At 63.5% G+C, this 19,816-nt stretch carries 5 protein-coding genes and 1 pseudogene; 1 reads left to right on the top strand and 5 read right to left on the bottom strand.

All coding sequences use genetic code 11. The features are described from left to right. The first annotated feature begins 189 nt into the window (after positions 1-189). Positions 190-943: pseudogene (locus tag CBW22_RS16375) on the top strand (M48 family metallopeptidase). 349 nt (positions 944-1,292) lie between these two features. Here the strand turns inward: CBW22_RS16375 and speB are convergent. The 5 genes from speB to CBW22_RS16350 form a co-directional block, all read right to left on the bottom strand. Then, entirely contained in the window at positions 1,293-2,213 is a 921-nt protein-coding gene (gene speB / locus CBW22_RS16370; protein WP_021506644.1) for an agmatinase, read from the bottom strand. 133 nt (positions 2,214-2,346) lie between these two features. After that, positions 2,347-3,570, bottom strand: coding sequence for an HlyD family type I secretion periplasmic adaptor subunit (locus CBW22_RS16365; RefSeq protein ID WP_369974314.1), 1,224 nt, complete (start codon positions 3,568-3,570; stop codon positions 2,347-2,349). Then, entirely contained in the window at positions 3,570-5,753 is a 2,184-nt protein-coding gene (locus CBW22_RS16360; protein ID WP_088517200.1) for a type I secretion system permease/ATPase, read from the bottom strand. The genes CBW22_RS16365 and CBW22_RS16360 overlap by 1 nt, the downstream gene beginning before the upstream one ends. After that, the gene (locus CBW22_RS16355; RefSeq protein WP_031279469.1) at positions 5,750-7,201 is read right to left on the bottom strand and encodes a TolC family outer membrane protein; all 1,452 of its coding nucleotides are present in this window, start codon (positions 7,199-7,201) and stop codon (positions 5,750-5,752) included. The genes CBW22_RS16360 and CBW22_RS16355 overlap by 4 nt, the downstream gene beginning before the upstream one ends. A 71-nt stretch (positions 7,202-7,272) precedes the next feature. After that, positions 7,273-19,816, bottom strand: a 12,544-nt coding sequence (locus tag CBW22_RS16350; protein ID WP_141097331.1) for an Ig-like domain-containing protein, incomplete at its 5' end; no start/stop codon positions are given.

Genomic DNA, 19,816 nt, shown 5'->3' with positions numbered 1-19,816 from the left:
CACATCAATGTACATGAAAATCGGGGCAAAAGTACATGTATCAGGATGCTAAATCTGCGGTTCAGGGTTGCATTTCGGGGCCTGTCTGCTAGCCAATCCGCCCCTGGCACGCTATAACCAATGCGTTTAAACACCTGCGTGGTTTTTCAGGTGTTTGTTTTCTCTACTTGTTACTCAAAGGATGCTGATATGAAAATTCGCGCCATGGTTGTCGCGCTGGGAATGGTTTCGCTGCTGAGCGGCTGCGAAGGAATGGATAATAACGCACTGTTGCAGTCTGGCGCAGGCGTTTCAGGCTTACTCACTGAATGACGCCCAGGTTAAAGAGCTGAGCGATCAATCATGTGCTCAGATGGATAAAGAGAACCAGCTGGCGCCGGCCAACAGCAGCTATCAGCAGCGGCTGAACAAAATCGCCGCCGCGCTGGGCGATAACATCAACGGCGTACCGGCCAACTACAAGGTGTATCTGACCAAAGACGTCAACGCCTGGGCGATGGCCAATGGCTGTATCCGCGTTTATAGCGGTCTGATGGATATGATGAGCGACAACGAAGTGGAAGGCGTGCTCGGCCATGAAATGGGCCACGTCGCGCTCGGCCATACGCGCAAAGCGATGCAGGTAGCTTTCGCTACCACGGCGGCACGCAATGCTGCAGCGTCGGTGGGCGGCGTGATTGGTTCGCTGTCGCAGTCACAGCTGGGCGAGATGGGCGAGAAGCTGGTTAACGCGCAGTTCTCACAGACCCAGGAGTCGCAGGCGGATGACTATTCGTACGATCTGCTGAAGAAGCGCGGCATTAATCCGCTTGGTCTGGCGACCAGCTTCGAGAAGCTGGCGAAGCTGGATCAGGGCCGCCAGAGTTCGATGTTTGACTCGCATCCGGATTCTGAGTCGCGCGCGCAGCATATTCGCGACCGCATCGCGGCGGATGGGAAGTAGTCGCCGGTCTTCCCCTCACCCCAGCCCTCTCCCGCTCGCGGGAGAGGGGGCAGTCCGTGCTGTTCTCACCGCCCGCTCGATCGGTTCCCTCTCCTGGGGGAGAGGGTCAGGGTGAGGGCAGCCGTCCGCACCGCGGCGGATGGTAAGTAGTCGCCGCTCTTCCCCTCACCCCAGCCCTCTCCCGCTCGCGGGAGAGGGGGCAGTCCGTGCTGTTCTCACCGCCAGCTCGATCGCTTCCCTCTCCCGCACGCGGGAGAGGAAGCAGTCCGTGCTGTTCTCACCGCCCGCTCGATCGGTTCCCTCTCCTGGGGGAGAGGGTCAGGGTGAGGGCAGCCGTCCGCACTGCCGCTTAACCTTTATTCGCCGCCTGCACGTGCAGCATATCCAGCGCCAGCGTCGCAGCAGCCAGTGAGGTCAGGTCGGCGTGATCGTAGCCCGGTGCCACTTCCACCAGATCCATCCCCACAATGTTCATACCCTGCAGGCCGCGAATCAGCTTGGTGGCTTTATCGCTGGTCAGGCCGCCAATCACTGGCGTACCGGTGCCTGGCGCATGGGCCGGATCGAGGCAGTCGATATCAAATGTCAGGTACACCGGCAGATCGCCCACGGTGCGCTTCACTTCGGCCAGAATGTCGTCCACGCTGCGGTCATTAACCTGCGCGGCGTCCAGCACGTTGAAGCCCAGGCTCTTATCGAACTCGGTACGGATACCAATCTGCACCGAATGCTGCGGATCGATCAGCCCTTCCTGCGGCGCAGTGTAGAACATAGTGCCGTGGTCAAAAGTCGGGCCGTTGGAGTAGGTATCGGTATGCGCATCGAAGTGCACCAGCGCCATCTTGCCGAAGTGTTTGGCGTGCGCGCGCAGCAGCGGCAGTGTGACATAGTGATCACCGCCAAAAGTCAGCATGCGCTTACCGTTCGCCAGCAGCTTCTCCGCGTGCGCCTGCAGCTTGTCGGACAGATCCTGTGAATCGCCGAAGGCGTACACCAGATCGCCGCAGTCCACCACGTTGAGGCGCTGACGCAGATCGAAATCCCACGGCCAGCGGCAGCCTTCCCACGCCAGATTAGTGGAGATCTGACGGATCGCGCCCGGCCCTAAACGGCTGCCCGGCCGGCCTGACGTCGCGGCATCAAACGGCACACCGGTAATCACCCACTCGGCGTCGCTGTCGTAAGGCTGGAAGTTCAGCGGAAAGCGCATGAAACCGAAGGCGTTAGAAACCAGGGAGTTGTCGTACTGATTGCCCAGCGTGTTGTACATAACGAGTCCTCTTAAATCCTTAAATCGGTTAGCCAGTTAAGGTATAGATGAAAAAAATCCCCTCCGCGTCGTTAGGCCCGACGAGGAAGGGATTGATGGGCGTGATTATCGCCGAGTTTGCCGCGCATCGCAATTAGCGCTCGCGCATCGCCTCTTTGGCCTTGTTAAACGGTTTGACCAGATAATCCATGATGCTCTTCTCGCCGGTTTTGATATCCACGGTGGACACCATGCCCGGGCTGATGGCAAAGCGCCGGCCAGCCTTGTTCTGCACATAGTCGTTATCAGTACGAATAAACACGCGGTAGTAGTAAATCTCCGGTTTAACTTCGTCCTGGATGGTATCCGGCGAAATGCTTTCCACCACGCCGTTCAGGCCGCCGTAGATGGCGTAATCGTAAGCGGAGATTTTTACCACCGCGCGCTGGCCGGGATGGATAAAAGCAATATCGCGCGGCGACAGGCGCGCTTCAATCAGCAGCCGATCGTTCATCGGTACGATGTTCATCAACTCACCGTTGGGCGGAATCACCCCGCCCACCGTCGAGACTTTGATGTTTTTCACGATGCCGCGCATCGGCGCGCGGATGGTCAGACGCGTTACGGTATCTTCGCGTCCTTTAATCACCTGCGCCAGGCTGTCGGCTTCGGCGCTGGCCTTCGCCAGCTCTTCGCGCGCCTGCACATAATACTGCGAGCGCATATCGGTGAGCTTCAGCTCCAGGTCGGACTTATCGCGCTGTAAGCGCAGCACTTCCACGCTGCTGGCGGCACCGGTTTTCGCCAGTCGCTGAGTGATCGCCAGTTCGCGATTAGCCAGCGCCAGCGACTCCTTAAACTGCCGGGTTGCATCATTGAGCTGGGCGCGTTTGGTGTTATACAGCCGGGTTTCCGCCGCGATAAGATCCGGGTAGCCCTTCAGCTCGGCGGGAAACGTAAGCGGATCATCGTTCACTTCCGCACGCAGGCGCGAGGCCGCTGCCAGCGCGGCCCGGTAGCGCGCCGCGCTCTCGCCGACGCTGGACTGCGAGCGCGTGGCATCCAGTTTCGCCACGATCTGCCCGGCCTGCACGCGATCGCCCTCATGCACATACAGTTCCGTGAGAATGCCACCCTCCAGCGACTGCAGCACCTGCTCGCGCGAACTGGGGATCACCTTCCCGGTGCCGGTTGAGACCTCATCCAGCATGCCAAACCACGCCCACACCAGCGCCACCACGATCAGCGCGGTGCTGATGACGATCAGCCGCACTGCGCCGGTGTAGTGGCTTTCCGATTTCAGTTCACCGAGCAGATCGTCGGACGAATCCACTTCTGCGGCGGTCACCAGCCGCAGTTTTGCCGGCAATTGTTTCATCATGCCTGTCCCTCCCCCGCCGCTCCGCTGGCGCGCGGTGCCGGCAGCGCGTTCTCTTTCGGGCTGTCCATTACCAGCTGCCCCTCTTTCAGCACCAGTATGCGATCCACCAGCGACAGAATCGCCGCGCGGTGCGTCGCCACGATCAGCGTGCGGCCATTCAGCCAGGCACCCAGCCGCTCAATAAAATCCTTCTCGGTATGATCGTCGAGCGAAGCGGTCGGCTCATCCAGCAACACGATATTAGGATCGCGCAGCAGCATGCGCGCCAGCAGCAGCGACTGGCGCTGACCGCCGGACAGCCCGACGCCGCCCTCCATTATCGGATGATCGAGCCCGAGCGGCAGACGGCGAATAAAATCGGCCCCGCCACTGACCGTCAGCGCGGCAAAAATCGCTTCGTCGGTGGCGTGCGCCGCGCCCATGGTGAGGTTTTCCCGCAGCGTACCGTGGAATAGCCGCGCGTTCTGCGTCAGTAGCCCGACGTTGCGCCTCACGTCCGCGACATCAATATGCGGCAGGCTGAGGTTGTCCAGCCGCAGCTCGCCGCCCACCAGATCCATGCCGCCGGCCATCGCCTGCAGCAGCGTGGATTTGCCAGAGCCGTTGCGCCCCAGCACGGCGATGCGCTCACCCGGTTTGATGGTCAGCGTCTTGATGCGCAGCGCCACCGTCAGCGAATCGCTGTAGTAGCGAAACATGGCATCGGTGAACTGGTAGTGGCCAAACAGTACCGGACAGTGAATGCGCGTTTCGTCTTTACTGTTCTCCACCGGCAGATTCATCAGCGCATCAAGGCTGCTCTTCGCCGCTTTTACCTGCTGCCAGCGCGCCAGCACGCCACACAGCGTCGCCATTGGCGCAATCATGCGCGAAGACAGCAGCGACGCGGCGACAATCGCCCCGGTGGTGATGTCGCCGTTGATCACCATCGGCGCCCCGACCACGATCACGCTGGCGTACACCAGCCCCTGAATGGTGACGCCCCAGCTGATCAGCGCATGCATCACTTTGCGCATCTCGACGCCCGACTGCGCGGTGATGCGGATATAGCTGTTCCACTGCTGCAGAAAGCGGTCCTCCGCCTGCATTAGCTTGATATCTTCCAGCCCCTGCACGCTCTCCACCAGCACCGCGTTGCGCAGCGTCGACTCTTTCAGGTTTTGCTGCGCCAGCTTCGCCAGTTTTTTCTGGCTCAGCACGCCGGGCAGGATCATCAGCAGCACCGCCACCGGCGCGATCCACGCCAGCTGCGGCGCGATGATCGCCATCACCAGCATAAACAGCAGGAAGAACGGCATATCGACAATCGCCGTCACCGTGGTCGACGTCACCATTTCGCGCACCGCTTCCAGCTCGCGCAGCTGCGAGATAAAGGTGCCGGTCGATCGCGGTACCGCGCTGTTACGCAGCCGCAGCGCGTGGCCGAACACGCGATCGGAGACGCGCATATCGGCGCGCTTGCCGAGCAGATCGGTGACGTGATCGCGACCGACGCGCAGAATATAGGTGAACACCACCGAGAGAATCACCCCGATATACAGCACGTACAGCGTGGGGTACGACTGCGCCGGGATCACCCGATCGTACACCTGCATCGAGAAGATGATGCCGACCAGCGCCAGCAGATTGATCAGGAACGATCCCAGCATCACGTAGCCGTAAGGACGCATGTCGTGCAGCACCAGACGGCGCAGCCAGTCGGGCCTGACCGTGGCGAGATAGCGATCGACACGGCTATCTTTGGCGGCCGTCACCGGACGCAGCGCCGCGGCGTAACGGATCTGCGGCAGCAGCGTGTTCAGCACGATCGGCGCCGGTTGTTCATCGCCGGCCAGGTGCACGCGCACCGTGTCATCGCCATCAAAGCTGGTGATGACGCCGACCTGGCCGTCGCTCAGTTCCACCGCCAGCGGCAAGCGCCAGCTGCTGATCTCCCACTGATGCTCTTCATACAGCTGCAGCGACAGTCCGGCCTGACGCGCCAGATGGCGCAGCGCTTTATCACGTGACTGTTTGCCCTGCCATTCGCTGGCAGCCATGATCATGCCCGGCGAGCACGGCAGGCGATAATGGGTCGCGATGAGAATAATGGCGGTGGCCCAGCCGTGTAGCGGCACCTCGCCACCGGCGGCGCTGGCGGGATTGCCATTGGGTGCGTCCGGAATCTGTAATTGCGTCATGGCTGGATCTCCACGGACTGGATGCGCTGGTTATTCAGCGCAAACGCTGACCGCATCTGCCCGGTGCTGTATAAGCAGTCGAGCTGCAGTGAGCGTAACTGACTGATGGTTTGCTGCATGGCGAAGCGCGTCTGAAACACTTCCTGTTCGGCGTTGAGCACGTCCAGCAGCGGACGGGTGCCGAGCTGCAGATACTGATCCTGGTACAGCTGCTGCGTCTTCTCGCCCAGCGTCTGCTGACGCGACATGATCGCCAGGCTCTGCGACAGGCTCAGCGCTTCGGTTTGCGATTCGCTGAGCTGCTGCTGCGCTTTGAGGCGCGCCGAGTTCACCGCCGCATTGGCCGCCTGCAGCGCGCTGGCCGCCGCATCGCGCGCCGCGGTAATGCCGCCGCCCTGATACAGCGGCATCTCAACTTTGACGAACGCGGAATACTGGGTGCGGTCGAGCGTTTCGCTGCCGGAGTAGTGATTGTTGAGGTAATGCGTGACCTGCGGTTCCAGCGAAATGGTAGGTAAATTCTGCGCGTTGGCGTTATCCAGTTTGGCCTGCGCCTGCCGCGCCTGCGCCCACGCCGCCAGCACCGCCGGATTGGATTTGTCGTCGGCTTTGCCCACCGCGCAGGCGCGCGTCAGGCTGGGCGGAAACGCATCGCTGACCTTTTTCACCAGTGGCCAGCCGAGATAACTTGCCAGCGTGGCACGCCAGCGGTTGAGGCTGGCCTGATACTGGGTCAGCGTGGTGCGCGCCCCTTCGATACGCGCGTCGGTCTGGGTGGCGTCCGAGAGCGATGCCGCCCCCTCTTCATTGCGCTGACGCGCCAGATCGCCAATCTTACTCAGCGCCGTCAGCTGATCCTGGGCGATCTTTACCAGCTGCTGATAGCCCTGCACCTGCACCAGCGCGGCGGCGGTGTCGTGCGCGACGGTATCAATACTCACCAGCACGCTGGCCTGCTCCTGCGCTACCCCGGCTTCGGCGGAGCGCACCGAACTGCTGACTTTGCCAAAGTCATACAGCATCTGCGATACCGACAGCACAAATGACGGGCTGAAGCCTTTTTCGCTGTAGGCGTTGCTGTAGCCGTTGTTCATGCCGGCGCTGATTTGCGGATAGTATTTGGCCTGCGCCACATCGACCTGGCTGGCCTGCTCCAGCATTTTGCCAATCGCCTGCGCGATGTCCGGATGCCACTGGATGGCGCGCTGTACGGCCTGGTTAAGGGTTAAGGTATCCGGCACGTTAGCCAGCGCGGGTTCGGCCACCTGACCGGTTAAGGAGGGAAGATCCTGCTGCTGCGCCAGACCGGCTGAGGTTATGCGCCCCGCCTGCGTCACGGCATCACTGGCAGCCATAAGATGAGAACTGTGAAAAAACACAATGCCAGCACACAGGGCGCTGAGCTTACAGGTACGGCGAGTTGTTGCGCCTGATTGCATCAGATCCATCGATTGTTCACCAGTAAAAGAGAGAAAGGGGCACCTCCCTGTGCCCGTTATGCTTCCCTGCGTTACACCCACTAAGCCGTGTGGTTTTGATGCGGTTGCTGCAGCAACTCCTCCAGTGAGACGTTTACGCCTTCCAGGGTAATCAGCTGCGTACTGCTGTACCCCGTGCCGCTGCCATCACGGTCAATCGACAACACCGTATTGCCATCCGCGGTATGATCCACTTTCACAAAGTCATTGATATTACTGGTGGAATCATTCCAGCCGATCAGCAGACTGCTGACGTCGATCTTGTCACCCTGCGCGACGCTGAAGTCGGTCCAGGTGTCGTGACCGTTGCCGCCGGTAGCATCTGCGCTGCTCAGCAGGTGGTAAACCAGCGTATCTGCGCCGGCACCGCTGGTAATGGTGTCGTCGTAGGCACTGCTGGTGAGGCTGTCAGCCGCGGCGCTGCCCGTGATGGTCGGGTGAAGCTCAATGGTAAAGGTGTTGCTGGTGATGGTGCCGTCGGACGACGCCAGGGTGTAGGTAAACACCTCCTTATGCGTGATGTTCTGGATATTCACATCCGCGTTCAGGGTATAGGTATAGCTACCGTTGGCGGCGATGGTCAGCACACCAAAGTCCCCGGCCACCGCCGTGCTGCCCACGCTGCTCACGGTGGTGAGATCGCCGTGCTCATTGAGGATGCTCAGCGTGCCGCTGTGGCTGACGTTGCTGTCTCCCCAGATGCTGCCGCTGGCATCATGCTCGCTGCTGGTGGTGGTTTCCGCCGCCAGACTGGTGGTGGCGAACAGCGCGGTGGCCGCACCGTTATGCAACGTCACCGTCAGCGTCGCCGAGGTCACTGCACCGCTGGCATCCCGCACCGAGTAGGTGAAGGTGTCTGCGGATGGCAGGGTATCGATATCCAGCCCGGCCTTCAGCGTGTAGGTGTAGTTACCCTTCGCATCAATGGTCAGCGTACCGTAGGTGGTGTTGATCACCGTATTGCCGCTGGACGCCACCGCGCTGCTGCCCACGGACGCCACCGCCGTGCCGGACGGAATCGTCCCGGCGATGGAGCTGGTGTCGTTGGTCAGCAGGTTACCGGTGACCGTCGCGGCGGTGGTGACCGCCAGCGTGGTGAAATCCGACACCGTGCTTACCGTGGTGGTTGGCAACACGCTAATGTTGGTGGTGGCTGCGACCACCACCGCATAGTTGCCGGTCCCCAGTCCGGTGTAGGTGACGTTTGCCCCTTTCAGCGTACCGATCGTCAGCAGCGCGCTGATGTAGTTGGTCTTGATACTGATCAACTGCCACGAGCCGTTTGCCTGCTGTTCGTACAGGTTTAACGAATAGTTGGCGGCCACGCCGAGACTGGTCACCGAACCGTTGAGCGTCACGGTACGGCTGTCATCGTTACCCACGCTGAACAGGTAAGCATTACCGTTGTTCAGTACGCTGGCATTGAGCACCGTACCCAGCCCCACGGTCAGCAGCGCGGTATGCGACGAGTTGACCGTACCGTTGTTCACCGTCGCCTGCGTGCTGGTGTAATCCACCTCGTTGCTGTCGTTGGTCGCCACGATGCGAATCGCACCGGTCAGCGAGGCCCCCGGCGAGACGTTACCGGCGCGATCCGTCTGGATCACCGACAGCGGCGCACCGGTGATCTGCGCGGTGGTGAGCGTCACCGACCAGTTGCCGCCGCTGCCGACCGTGGTGGTGCCGAGCGCGTTGCCGCTGGCATCGCGCACCGTTACCGTAGCCCCGACTTCACCGCTACCGGTGACAAGGGTACCGGCGCTGTTGATCGCCAGCCCGCTTACCGCCGCCGGAGGCAGGGTATCGACGTTCACCGTCGCCGTGATGTTGCCGGTGCTGACGTTACCCGCCGCATCGGTCACCGTGGTGCTCAGCGTGTGCGCGCCGTTCGCCAGCGTGGCGGTGGTGAAGCTCCAGCTGCCATCACTCCCCGCGGTCACAGAACCAATGGCGCTGGCACCGTCGTAGATGGTGACCACGGCACCCGCTTCCGTGGTGCCGCGCAGCGTTGGCGTGGTATCGCGCGTAAAGGCACCGTTCGCCAGCGTCACCGGCGTACCGCTGATGTCATCAATGATGGTCAGCGTACTGGCAACCGGCACCACGGTGTCGACGATCAGCGTGGTCGACACCTGCGGGCTGACGTTGCCCGCCGGGTCGGTCTGCGTCACGTTCAGCGTGTGGCTGCCGTTGCTCAGCGCGTTGCCCACCACGAAGCTCCAGCTGCCGTTGCTGCCCACCGTGGTGGTGCCCAGCAATGTGGTGCCGTCGTACACCGTGATGCGCGCGCCCGCCTCGCCGTTGCCGCTCAGCAGCGGCGTGCTGTCGTTGGTGACGCCATTATTCGGAATGGTCACCGCCGTGCTGCCGTTGTTGTTGAGCGCCAGCAGATTGGTGATGGCCGCCGGTGCCGTGGTATCGATGATCACCGTGGCCGCGGTGGTGCCGCTGACGTTACCTGCCGCATCCGTTACCGTCACCGTGATCGGGTGCGGACCGGCGCTCAGCGCCGCCAGTGGCGTGAAGCTCCAGCTGCCGTCCGCCTGCACAATCGCCGTGCCCAGTGCCAGACCGTTGTCCAGAATGGTGACGCGTGCCCCGGCCTCCGCCGCGCTGACGCTGCCGCGCAGCGTTGGCGTGGTGTCGTTGGTCGCACCACCGTTGACGATGGTGGCACCGGTCGCATCATTAATAATGGTGAGACTGGTGTTCGCTGGCGCCACCGTATCCACGGTGAGGTTAATCACCTCAGAACGGGGACTGACGTTGCCCGCGCTGTCGGTCACCGTCACGCTCAGCGCGTGGGCGGCATTGCTCAGCGTCGGCGAGACGAAGCTCCAGTTACCGCTGGCGTTAGCCTGCACCGTTCCGAGCAGCGTGTTGCCATCGTAAACCGTGACAATGGCGTTCGCTTCCGCCGTGCCCTGCAGCGTCGGCGTGCTGTCGTTGGTGACTCCGTTATTAACGATAGCCACACCGGTGACGTCGTTGGTCAGCGTCAGCCCGGTTGCCGCCAGCGGCGGCGCGGTGTCGACGGTCAGCGCCAGGGACGCTGCGGGACCGATATTGCCTGCCGCATCGGTGGCCGTCACGCTGAAGGTGTGTAAACCGTCAGACAAGGTGCCGGTGACGAAGCTCCAGCTGCCGTTGCTGGCCGCGGTTACCGAACCCAGCACCGTATCACCATCGCGGATGGTCACGATGCTGTTGGCTTCCGCCGTACCGCTCAGGCGTGGCGTGCTGTCATTAGTGACGCCACCCGCCGCAATCGCCACCGGCGTGCTGCCGTTGTTGTTCACCGCTGCCAGCCCGGTGATAGCCACCGGCGGTGTGGTGTCGATCACCAGCGTGGCGCTGGTGGTGGCACTGACGTTACCGGCCGCATCGGTGACCGTGACGTTGAGCGTATGGAGCGTTTCGCTCAGCGCCGTGGCTGGCGTCAGCGTCCAGTTACCGTCACTGCCCACCAGCGCGGAACCGACCAGCGTGGTGCCATCCAGTACGGTGACGATGCTGCCCGCCTCCGCCCGACCGCTCAGCACCGGCGTGGTATCGCTGGTGACGCCGCCATTCGGGATGACGCTGCCGCTGACGTCGTTGGTGACCACCAGCGTGGCCGCGCCCGGCGCAACGGTATCGACGGTGATAGTTACCGGCGTGGTGCGCGGGCCGGTATTGCCCGCCGCATCGGTGACCGCCACGCTCAGCGCATGCGCGCCGTTACCCAGTGTCGGCGAGACAAAGCTCCACGCGCCGCTGCCGTTCACCTGCGCCGTGCCGAGCAATGTGTTGCCGTCATAAACGCTAACCGTGGCGTTGGCCTCGGCGCTGCCGCTCAGCGTTGGCGTAGTGTCGTTAGTCGCGCCGCCAGCCGGTATGCTGACGCCGGTAACATCGTTAGTGATGGTCAGGTTGGTGGCCACCAGCGGTGGCGTCGCATCAACGATCAGCGTCACGCTGAGCGCCTCGCCGGTGTTACCCGCCGCGTCCGTTTCCGTGACGCTGAAGGTATGGCTGCCGTCGCTCAGTGCCGCAGAGGTGTAACTCCAGTTACCGCTGCTGCCGACCGTCAGCGAGGCCACCACATCGCCATCGAGGCGAATGGTCACCACGCTGCCCGCTTCTGCCACACCGCGTAACAGTGGCGTGTTGTCATTAGTGGTACCGCCGTCAGCAATCGTCACCGGCGTGCTGCCGTTGTTGTTGCTGGCCGTCAGCGTCAGATCGTCCGGCGCCAGGGTATCAACGATTACCGTCGCGCTGGTGCTGGTGCTGACGTTGCCCGCCGCATCGGTCACCGAAACGCTCAGGGTGTGCGATCCTTCACTCAGCGCTGTCGCTGGCGTGTAGCTCCAGTTGCCGCCGGACGGCACGGTCAGCGTGGTCAGCACATCACCATTGTTGAGGATGGTGACCGTGCTGCCCGCTTCCGCTACGCCGCTCAGGGTTGGCGTGGCATCGCTGCTGTAGCCGCCGTTGAGCACCGGCTGCGCGGTATCATCGTTGGTGATGACCAGCGTCGAAGCGTTCGGTGCGATGCTGTCCACTGTGAAGCTAAGCGCCGGGGTGCGGTCGCTGCTGTTCCCCGCCGCATCGCTGACGCCCACGCTCAGCGCGTGCGCCCCTTCGCTCAATGCAGGCGTGGTCAGCGTCCAGCTTCCCCCTGCGCCCACCACCACCGACGCGATAGCGGTGCTGCCATCGTACACCGTGACCAGGCTGCCCGCATCGGCGCTGCCGCTGAGTACCGGCGTGTTGTCATTGATGACGCTGCCGTCGCTAATCGGCACCGCCGTGCCGCTGCGATCGTTGCTGATCACCACATCAGCGGCCACCGCCGGCGCGGTGATATCCACGGTGAAGCCGAGGGTCGCCGATGGCGTCCCCTCATCACCGCCAGGGTTTTGCGCGGTGATGTACCAGGCGTAGCTGCCTTCAGCCAGCGTCGGCGTATAGCTCCACTGGCCGTTAGCATCCGCCGTAACGCTGGTGATTACCGCATCCGTATTAGCGTCATAAATACGAATCAGCTGACCGGCTTCGGCAGAGCCGCTGAGCGTTGGCGTGGTGTCGCGGGTTACCGCGCCGTCTGCCAGCGTCACCAGCGTCGTGCCCGTGTCGTCAGTGATTTGCAGCGTCGAGGTGGCTGGCGGCAGATCGGCCTGCACGTTAAGGCTGAACGCCGGCGTCGCCGTACTGACGTTGCCCGCCGCATCGGTCACGGTCACGGTGAAGCTGTGAGGTCCGTTGTTGAGCGCTGCGGTCGTAAAGCTCCAGGCCCCGCCCGAGCCGGCCAGCGCAGTGCCCAGCAGCGTGGTGCCATCGTAGATGCTCACCGTGCTGCCGGCTTCTGCCGTGCCGCTCAGGGTTGGCGTGTTGTCATCGGTCGACGCGCCGTCATCCAGCGGGCCCGTCGTGCCGCCCACGTTATCGGCGACCACCAGGTCAGGAACCGCGTCTGGCACCAGCGTATCGATGGTGACATTCACCGGACCCACCGGCTCGCTGACGTTGCCAGCGGCATCCACCACCTGCACCGAGAAGGCGTAGCTGCCATCCTGCAGCGCGCTGGTTTCAAAGCGCCATACGCCATTGGCATCGGCGACCACCGAGCCAATCACCGTATCGTCCTGCAGCAGATTGATGATGGCACCGGCCTGCGCCGTTCCGCTCAGCACCGGCGTGGTGTCGTTGGTAAAGCTGCCATCCACCAGCGGCAGTGCGGTCGGACCGTTATTGGCGTTGACCTCAAACGACAGCACCGGATCCGGCCCGACGGTGTTAACCGTCACGCCAATGCTCACCGGGTCGCTGACGTTACCCGCGCTGTCACTGACGACGACCGTCAGCGTGTAGCTGCCGTTATCCAGCGGCGACGTATTCAGGCTCCAGTTGCCTTCGCTGTCCACCGTCGCCGACCCCACCAGCACGTTGCCGTTGTACACGTTGACGAGACCACCCGGCTCACCGCTGCCGCTCAGCAGCGGCGTGTTGTCGTTGGTGGCGCCACCGTTGGCGATGGTGACAAGGTTATCCGGATCGTTGTCATTCTGCAGCAGCACGGCGCTGACCGGCTGCGGCGGCGTAGCATCAACCTGAACGGTAAAGCTGGAAGACGGCGCACTGACGTTGCCGAGGCTGTCCGTCACCGTGGCCGTCAGGGTGTGCTGACCATCGGTGAGCACGGGCGACAGGAACACCCATTCGCCGTCCGCATTGGCGGTGGTCGAACCCAGCACCACATTGCCATCGTAAATGGTCACCAGGCTGTCAGCCTCCGCCGTACCGCTCAGGCGTGGCGTGTTGTCATTGGTAAAGGTGCCATCGGGCACCAGTACCAGATCGGTGCCGTTGTCGTTATTCACTTCCAGCGTGGCCTGGGCCGGTGCCTGGTTATCCACGGTAAAGGTAATCGGTGCCGACGCCGGCCCGGTGTTACCGGCCGCATCGGTGACCGTCACCGTCAGGCTATGCGACGCGTTGGTGAGGGTTGGCACGTTGAAACTCCACGCGCCGTCACTGCCCGCAATCGCCGTACCAATCGGCGCGCCATTATCCAGAATGTTCACCGTGCTGCCCGGCTCAGCAACCCCCGCCAGCAACGGCGTGGTATCGCTGGTGGTCGATCCCGACGGAATATCCACCAGCGCACTGCCGTTGTCATTGGAGAGACTGATCTCCGTCACCTGATCCGGGGCGGTGGCGTCAATCACCAGCTGTGCCGTAACCGGCGCGCTGACGTTGCCCGCCGCGTCGCGCGCCACAACGGTTAAGGTGTAGCTGCCGTCACTCAGCGCACTGGCCGGTGTGAAGCTCCAGCTGCCGCTGCTGCCGACAGTGACGCTGCCCACCGGACCGTCCTGCGAGGTAATCACAATCAGGCTGCCCGGATCGCCGCTGCCGCTCAGCACCGGCGTGTTGTCACTGGTTAAGCCGCCGTTCGGGATGGTGACCGGATCGCCGTTGCCATTGTCGCTGGCGACGCTCAGCTGGGTGACCGCCGACGGTGCTACGGTATCAACGGTGATCGCCACGCTGGCGCTCGGTGCGCTGACATTGCCAGCTGCGTCGGTGACCGTCACGCTGAGGCTGTGCGAGCCATCGGTCAGTTCAGGTGAGAAGGTCCATGCGCCGTCGTTACCTGCCGTCGCCGTGCCGATAGGCGTCTGTCCGTCATAGACGATGATGGTGCTATTCGGCTCTGCCGTTCCGCTGAGCAGCGGCGTGCTGTCATTGGTGTTACTGCCTGAGGTGATTGGCGTGGCCGGATCGACATTGTTGTTCACCAGCAGCAGATCGACGACCGCGTCCGGCGCCGTGGTATCCACGGTAAAGCTAATCGGCGCGGAAGGATCGCTGACGTTACCCGCCGCATCAGTCACCGTTACCGTCAGGCTGTGATCGCCCTCGTCCAGCGTACCGGTAACAAACTGCCAGCTGCCATCGGCGCCCACGGTCACAGAACCGATCGGCGTCGTGCTGTCGCCATCGTAGACCGTGATGATACTGCCCGCCGTGGCGCTGCCGGAGAGCTGCGGCGTGGTGTCGTTGGTCGCGCCATTGGTGGCAATCGCCACCAGCGTGCTGCCGTCGTTATTGCTCAGCACCACGTCCACTGGCGCTGCCGGTGGCGTGAGATCGACGGTGAAGGTGTACGGCGCGGACTCCGGCCCGACGTTGCCTGCCGGATCGGTGACGCTGGCCGTCAGGCTGTGACTGCCCGCTTCCAGGGCGGTATCTGGCGTGAAGCGCCAGCTGCCGTCATTGCCGGCGGTAGCCGAGCCGATGATCACGCCGTTGTCGCGCACGATCACTACGCTGTCAGGCTCGGCGCTACCGCTCAACACTGGTGTGGTGTCGTTGGTCGCCCCGCCAGAGGCCACCGGTACGGCCGGATCAACCTCATCGTTCACCAGCAGCAGGCCGGTCGGCTCGGCCGGTGCCGTGGTATCCACGGTAAAATCAATCGCCGCGGACGGTGCGCTAACGTTGCCCGCCGGGCTGGTAACCGTCGTGGTCAGGCTATGTTCGCCCTGGCTCAGCGTCGGTACCGCATAGGTCCATGTGCCACCGGCACCCACCAGCACGCTGCCCAGCACCGTGTTGCCATCGAGGATGGTGACGGTGCTGCCGGCATCGGCGGTGCCGCTCAGCTGCGGCGTGGTGTCGTTGGTCGCGGTGCCGCTGTTGATCGGCTGCAGCGTCTCGCCGTTATCGTTGTTCAGCACGACATCAACGGCGGCAGACGGCGTGGTAAGATCGATTGTGAAATCAAACGCATCAGACACCGGCCCGCTGTTGCCCGCCGTGTCGGTGACAACGGTGGTCAGGCTATGCGTGCCCGCCTCCAGTGCCGGATCCGGCGTGAAGCTCCAGTTGCCGTTTGCATCGGCCTGCGCCGAGCCAATCACGCTGCCATTGTCGTAAATCGCGACGAGGCTGCCCGGCTCCGCGCTACCGCTGAACAGCGGCGTGGTGTCATTAGTGACGCCATCCGCCGCGATCGGCAGCGGCGTTGCGCCCTGATCGTTAACCAGCAGCAAGTCTGCGGCGGGCGCCGGATCGGTGAGATCGATGTTCACCTCCAGCGGAGCAGAAGGTGCGCTGGTATTGCCAGCCGGACTGGTTTCGGTCGCCGTCAGGCTGTGCGGCCCCTCGCCCAGCGCGGTGGCTGGCGTGAAGCTCCAGCTGCCGTCGTCGTTGACCGTGGTAGTGCCCAGCACGGTATTGCCATCCGAGACGGTGATGGTGCTGCCGGCGGTGCCGCTGCCGCTCAGGACCGGCGTGGTGTCGTTAGTGGCACCGCTGGTGATCAGCACCGGCGTGCCGCTCTGATCATCACTGAGCTGCACATTGCCCGGCGCGGCTGGCGTGGTGGTATCGATGGTAAAGCTGAGGGCGGCCGAGGGTTCGCTGGTATTGCCGGCGGTATCGGTCACCGTCGCCGTCAGGCTATGGTCGCCCGCCGCCAGCACCGGTGCAGTGAAGCTCCAGCTACCGTCGTTGCCGACGGTGGCGGTGCCCAGTACCGTATCGCCATCGGAAATGGTCACGGTGCTGCCCGGTTCCGCGCGGCCACTGAGCACCGGCGTGGTGTCATTGGTGAGGCCATTGCTGACCGGCACCGGTGTACCGCTCTGGTCGTTGCTGAGCAGCAGCTCGCTGGCCACGGCAGGGGCGCTGGTATCGACGATGACAATCACCGCCGTGCTGCCCGGCCCGGTATTGCCCGCCGTGTCGGTAACGGTGGACGTCAGATTATGCTGCCCTTCGCTCAGCGGATCGGTCGGGGTGAAACTCCAGCTGCCGTCGCTGCCTGCCGTCGCCGTGCCCAGCACCGTATCGCCGTCGCTGACGGTCACCGTGCTACCGGGTTCAGCGGTACCGCTCAGGGTTGGCGTGGTGTCATTGGTGCTGCCGCCCGCGGCAACCGGTGTGCCGTCGCCATTGCTGAGCTGCAGATTGCCTGCCGCCGCCGGTGCCTGCGTATCGACGGTGACGGTTACCGCTGTTGACGCCGGTCCGGTGTTACCGGCCGCATCGGTGACGGTGCTGGTCAGGCTGTGGCTGCCATCGCTGAGGGGCGGCGTGGTGAAACTCCAGTTGCCATCGTTGCCCACCGTGGTGCTGCCAATCACCGTACCGCCATCGGAGATAATCACCACACCGCCAGCTTCGCCGCTGCCGCTCAGGGTTGGCGCAGAGACGTTAGTGCTGCCTGTGCCCAGCGGATCGCCGTCATCGTTGGTCAGCTGGATGCCTGTCGGTGCCGCGGGCGCGACGGTGTCGATGGTGATGGTGATCACCGGCGAATCCGTCACCGTGCCGCTGCCGTTATCGGCGCTGGCGCGGAATGCGTAGGTGCCGTCGGCCAGCGCCGCTGGCGTGAAGCTCCACTGTCCGTTGCTGCCCGCGACCACGCTGCCCAAAACCGTGCTGCCGTTGTACAGGGTGACGAGATCGCCCGCCCCGGCCTGGCCGCTGAGAATCGGCGTGCTGTCGGTGGTGCTGTCGTTATTGGCCAGTTCGACCAGTGTGCTGCCGTTATCATCGGTGACAATCAGCAGGCTGCTGGTGGCCGGCACGCCCGCCTCAATGTTGACCGTGAACACCGGCGATGCCGGGCTGACGTTGCCGGCCGCGTCAGTCACCGTGGTGGTCAGGCTGTGCTGCCCGTTGGTGAGCGGATCTGGCGTAAAGCTCCAGCTGCCGTTGCTGCCGGCGGTAACGCTACCGAGCAGCGTGGTACCGTCATAGATACGCACCACCGCGCCCGCTTCTGCCGAACCGCTCAGGGCTGGCGTGCGATCGTCGGTGGTCTGGCCGGAAGCCAGCGCGCCGGTGACGCTGCCCGCGTTATCCGTCACCTGCAGGCCGCTGACGGCGGCAGGCGCGGTGGTGTCAACGCTAAAGGCGATCGGCGTTGATGCAGGACTGACGTTGCCGGCGGCATCGGTCACCGTGGTGCTCAGGCTGTGATTGCCCTCGCCCAGCGCTGGCGTGGTGAAGCTCCAGCTGCCGTTACTGCCCACGCTGACGCTGCCGAGAACGGTGTTGCCGTCGCGAATCGTGACAATACTGCCGGCTTCCGCCGTGCCGCTCAGCAGCGGTGTCGCATCGTTAATCGCGCTGCCGCCCGTCACCGGCTGTGCGGTACTGCCGGCATCGTTCAGCAGTGCCAGATCGCTGGCTGCCGCCGGTGGCGTGGTATCAACCGTAATGTTCAGGGTGACGGTGTCAATCACATTGCCGTCAACGTCGGTAATGGTGGCGCTGAACGCGTGGCCGCCCTCACTCAGGTTGCTCAGGGCAAAGCTCCACTGCCCATTGCCGTCGGCGGTGGTGCTGCCGAGCAGATCGCCGCCGTCAAAGATGCGGACGAGGCTGCCCGCCCGGGTCAGGCCGGCAAGGGTCGGGCTGTCGTCATTGGTGACGGCGCCGTTTTGCAGTGAGACGAGGGTATTGCCGCTGTCGCCCACCAGCTCAATGCTGGCGCTGGCGGGTGGCAGCGCAGCGTCCACATTGACCACAAATTCCGCGGTCGCGCTGCTGACGTTGCCCGCCGCATCAGTTTGCGTAACGGTCAGGCTGTGGCTGCCGTTGCTGAGCGCTGGCGTGGTAAAGCTCCAGCTGCCGTTGGCCCCGACAAGGGTATTGCCCAGGAGCGTGCTGCCGTCGTAAATGCTGATCAGCGCACCGGCTTCGCCGCTGCCGCTCAGGGTAGGTGTGTTGTCATCGGTGGTAGCGCCCGACGTCAGCGGGCCCTGGCTGGCACCCACGTTGTCGATCACCTGCAGATCGCCGATCGCCGCCGGTGCGGTGGTATCGACGGTGACCACAATAGCCGCTGACGCCGGACCGGTGTTGCCGGCGCTGTCGGTTACCGTGGTAGTCAGGCTGTGATTGCCGTCGCTGAGCGCTGGCGTGGTGAAGCTCCAGCTGCCGTTACTGCCGACGATAGCCGTGCCGAGCACGACGTTGCCATCGCGTACCGTAACGGTGCTGCCGGCCTCTGCCGTGCCGCTCAGCACCAGCGTGTTGTCATTGCTGCTGCCGCCGGCGGCAATCGGCGTCACCGTGCCATTACTGTCGCCGGTCAGCAGCAGATCGCCTGCCGCGCCGGGCGCCACGGTATCAATGGTGACCGTCAGGGTGACGGAGGTGGTGACGTTACCGGCGGCGTCGGTGGCAACCGCGCGGAACGCGTAAGTACCATCTGCCAGCGTGGCGGGAGTGAAGCGCCACTGACCGCTGCCGTCGGCAATAGTACTGCCCAGCAGCGTGGTGCCGTTGTACAGCGTGATGACGGCGTTAGCGCTCGCCAGGCCGCTCAGCACCGGCGTGCTGTCTTTGGTGCTGGCACCATCGCTCAGCGTGCGCAGCGTGGTATCGCTATCGTCGGTAATTTGCAGCGAACTGCTGGTTGACGGCAGGCCCGCCTGAATCGTCACCACAAACGGCGAGGACGCAGCGCTGACGTTGCCGGCAGCGTCCGTCAGCGTCACGGTCAGGCTGTGGCTGCCATTACTCAGCGCTGGCGTGGTAAAACTCCAGTTGCCGTTCGCGCCCACCAGCGCCGTGCCGAGCAGCGTCTGACCATCGTAAACGCTGACCACAGCGCCCGCTTCACCGCGACCGCTCAGGGTCGGCGTGTTGTCATCGCTGCTCGATCCGTTTGGTACCGGCGTGGTGCTGCCGCCGCTGTTGTTGGTCAGGGCCACGTCCGTGGCCACTGCCGGTGGCTGCGTATCGACAGTGAAATCAACCGGGCTGGTGGCCGGACTGGTGTTGCCGGCCGCATCGGTGACAGTAACCGTCAGGCTGTGCTGCCCTTCACCCAGGGCGGGTGTCGTGAAGCTCCAGCGGCCATCGGCACCGACGGTGACCGTACCCAGCAGCGTGGTACCGTCGTAAATACTGACAATGGTCCCCGCTTCGGCCGTGCCGCTCAGTGTAGGCGTGTTGTCATCGGTGCTGGTGCCACCCGTGATAGCGCCCTGCACGCTGCCCGCGTTATCCGTGATCAGCAGATCGCTGACTGCCGCCGGAGCCGTGGTATCACCGCCGCCGCCATTGTCGCCGCCG

The sequence above is a fragment of the Pantoea sp. VS1 genome, from assembly GCF_002207995.1.
In the GTDB taxonomy this organism is placed as follows: domain Bacteria; phylum Pseudomonadota; class Gammaproteobacteria; order Enterobacterales; family Enterobacteriaceae; genus Pantoea; species Pantoea dispersa.
This window is presented reverse-complemented; position numbering and strand designations above follow the sequence as displayed.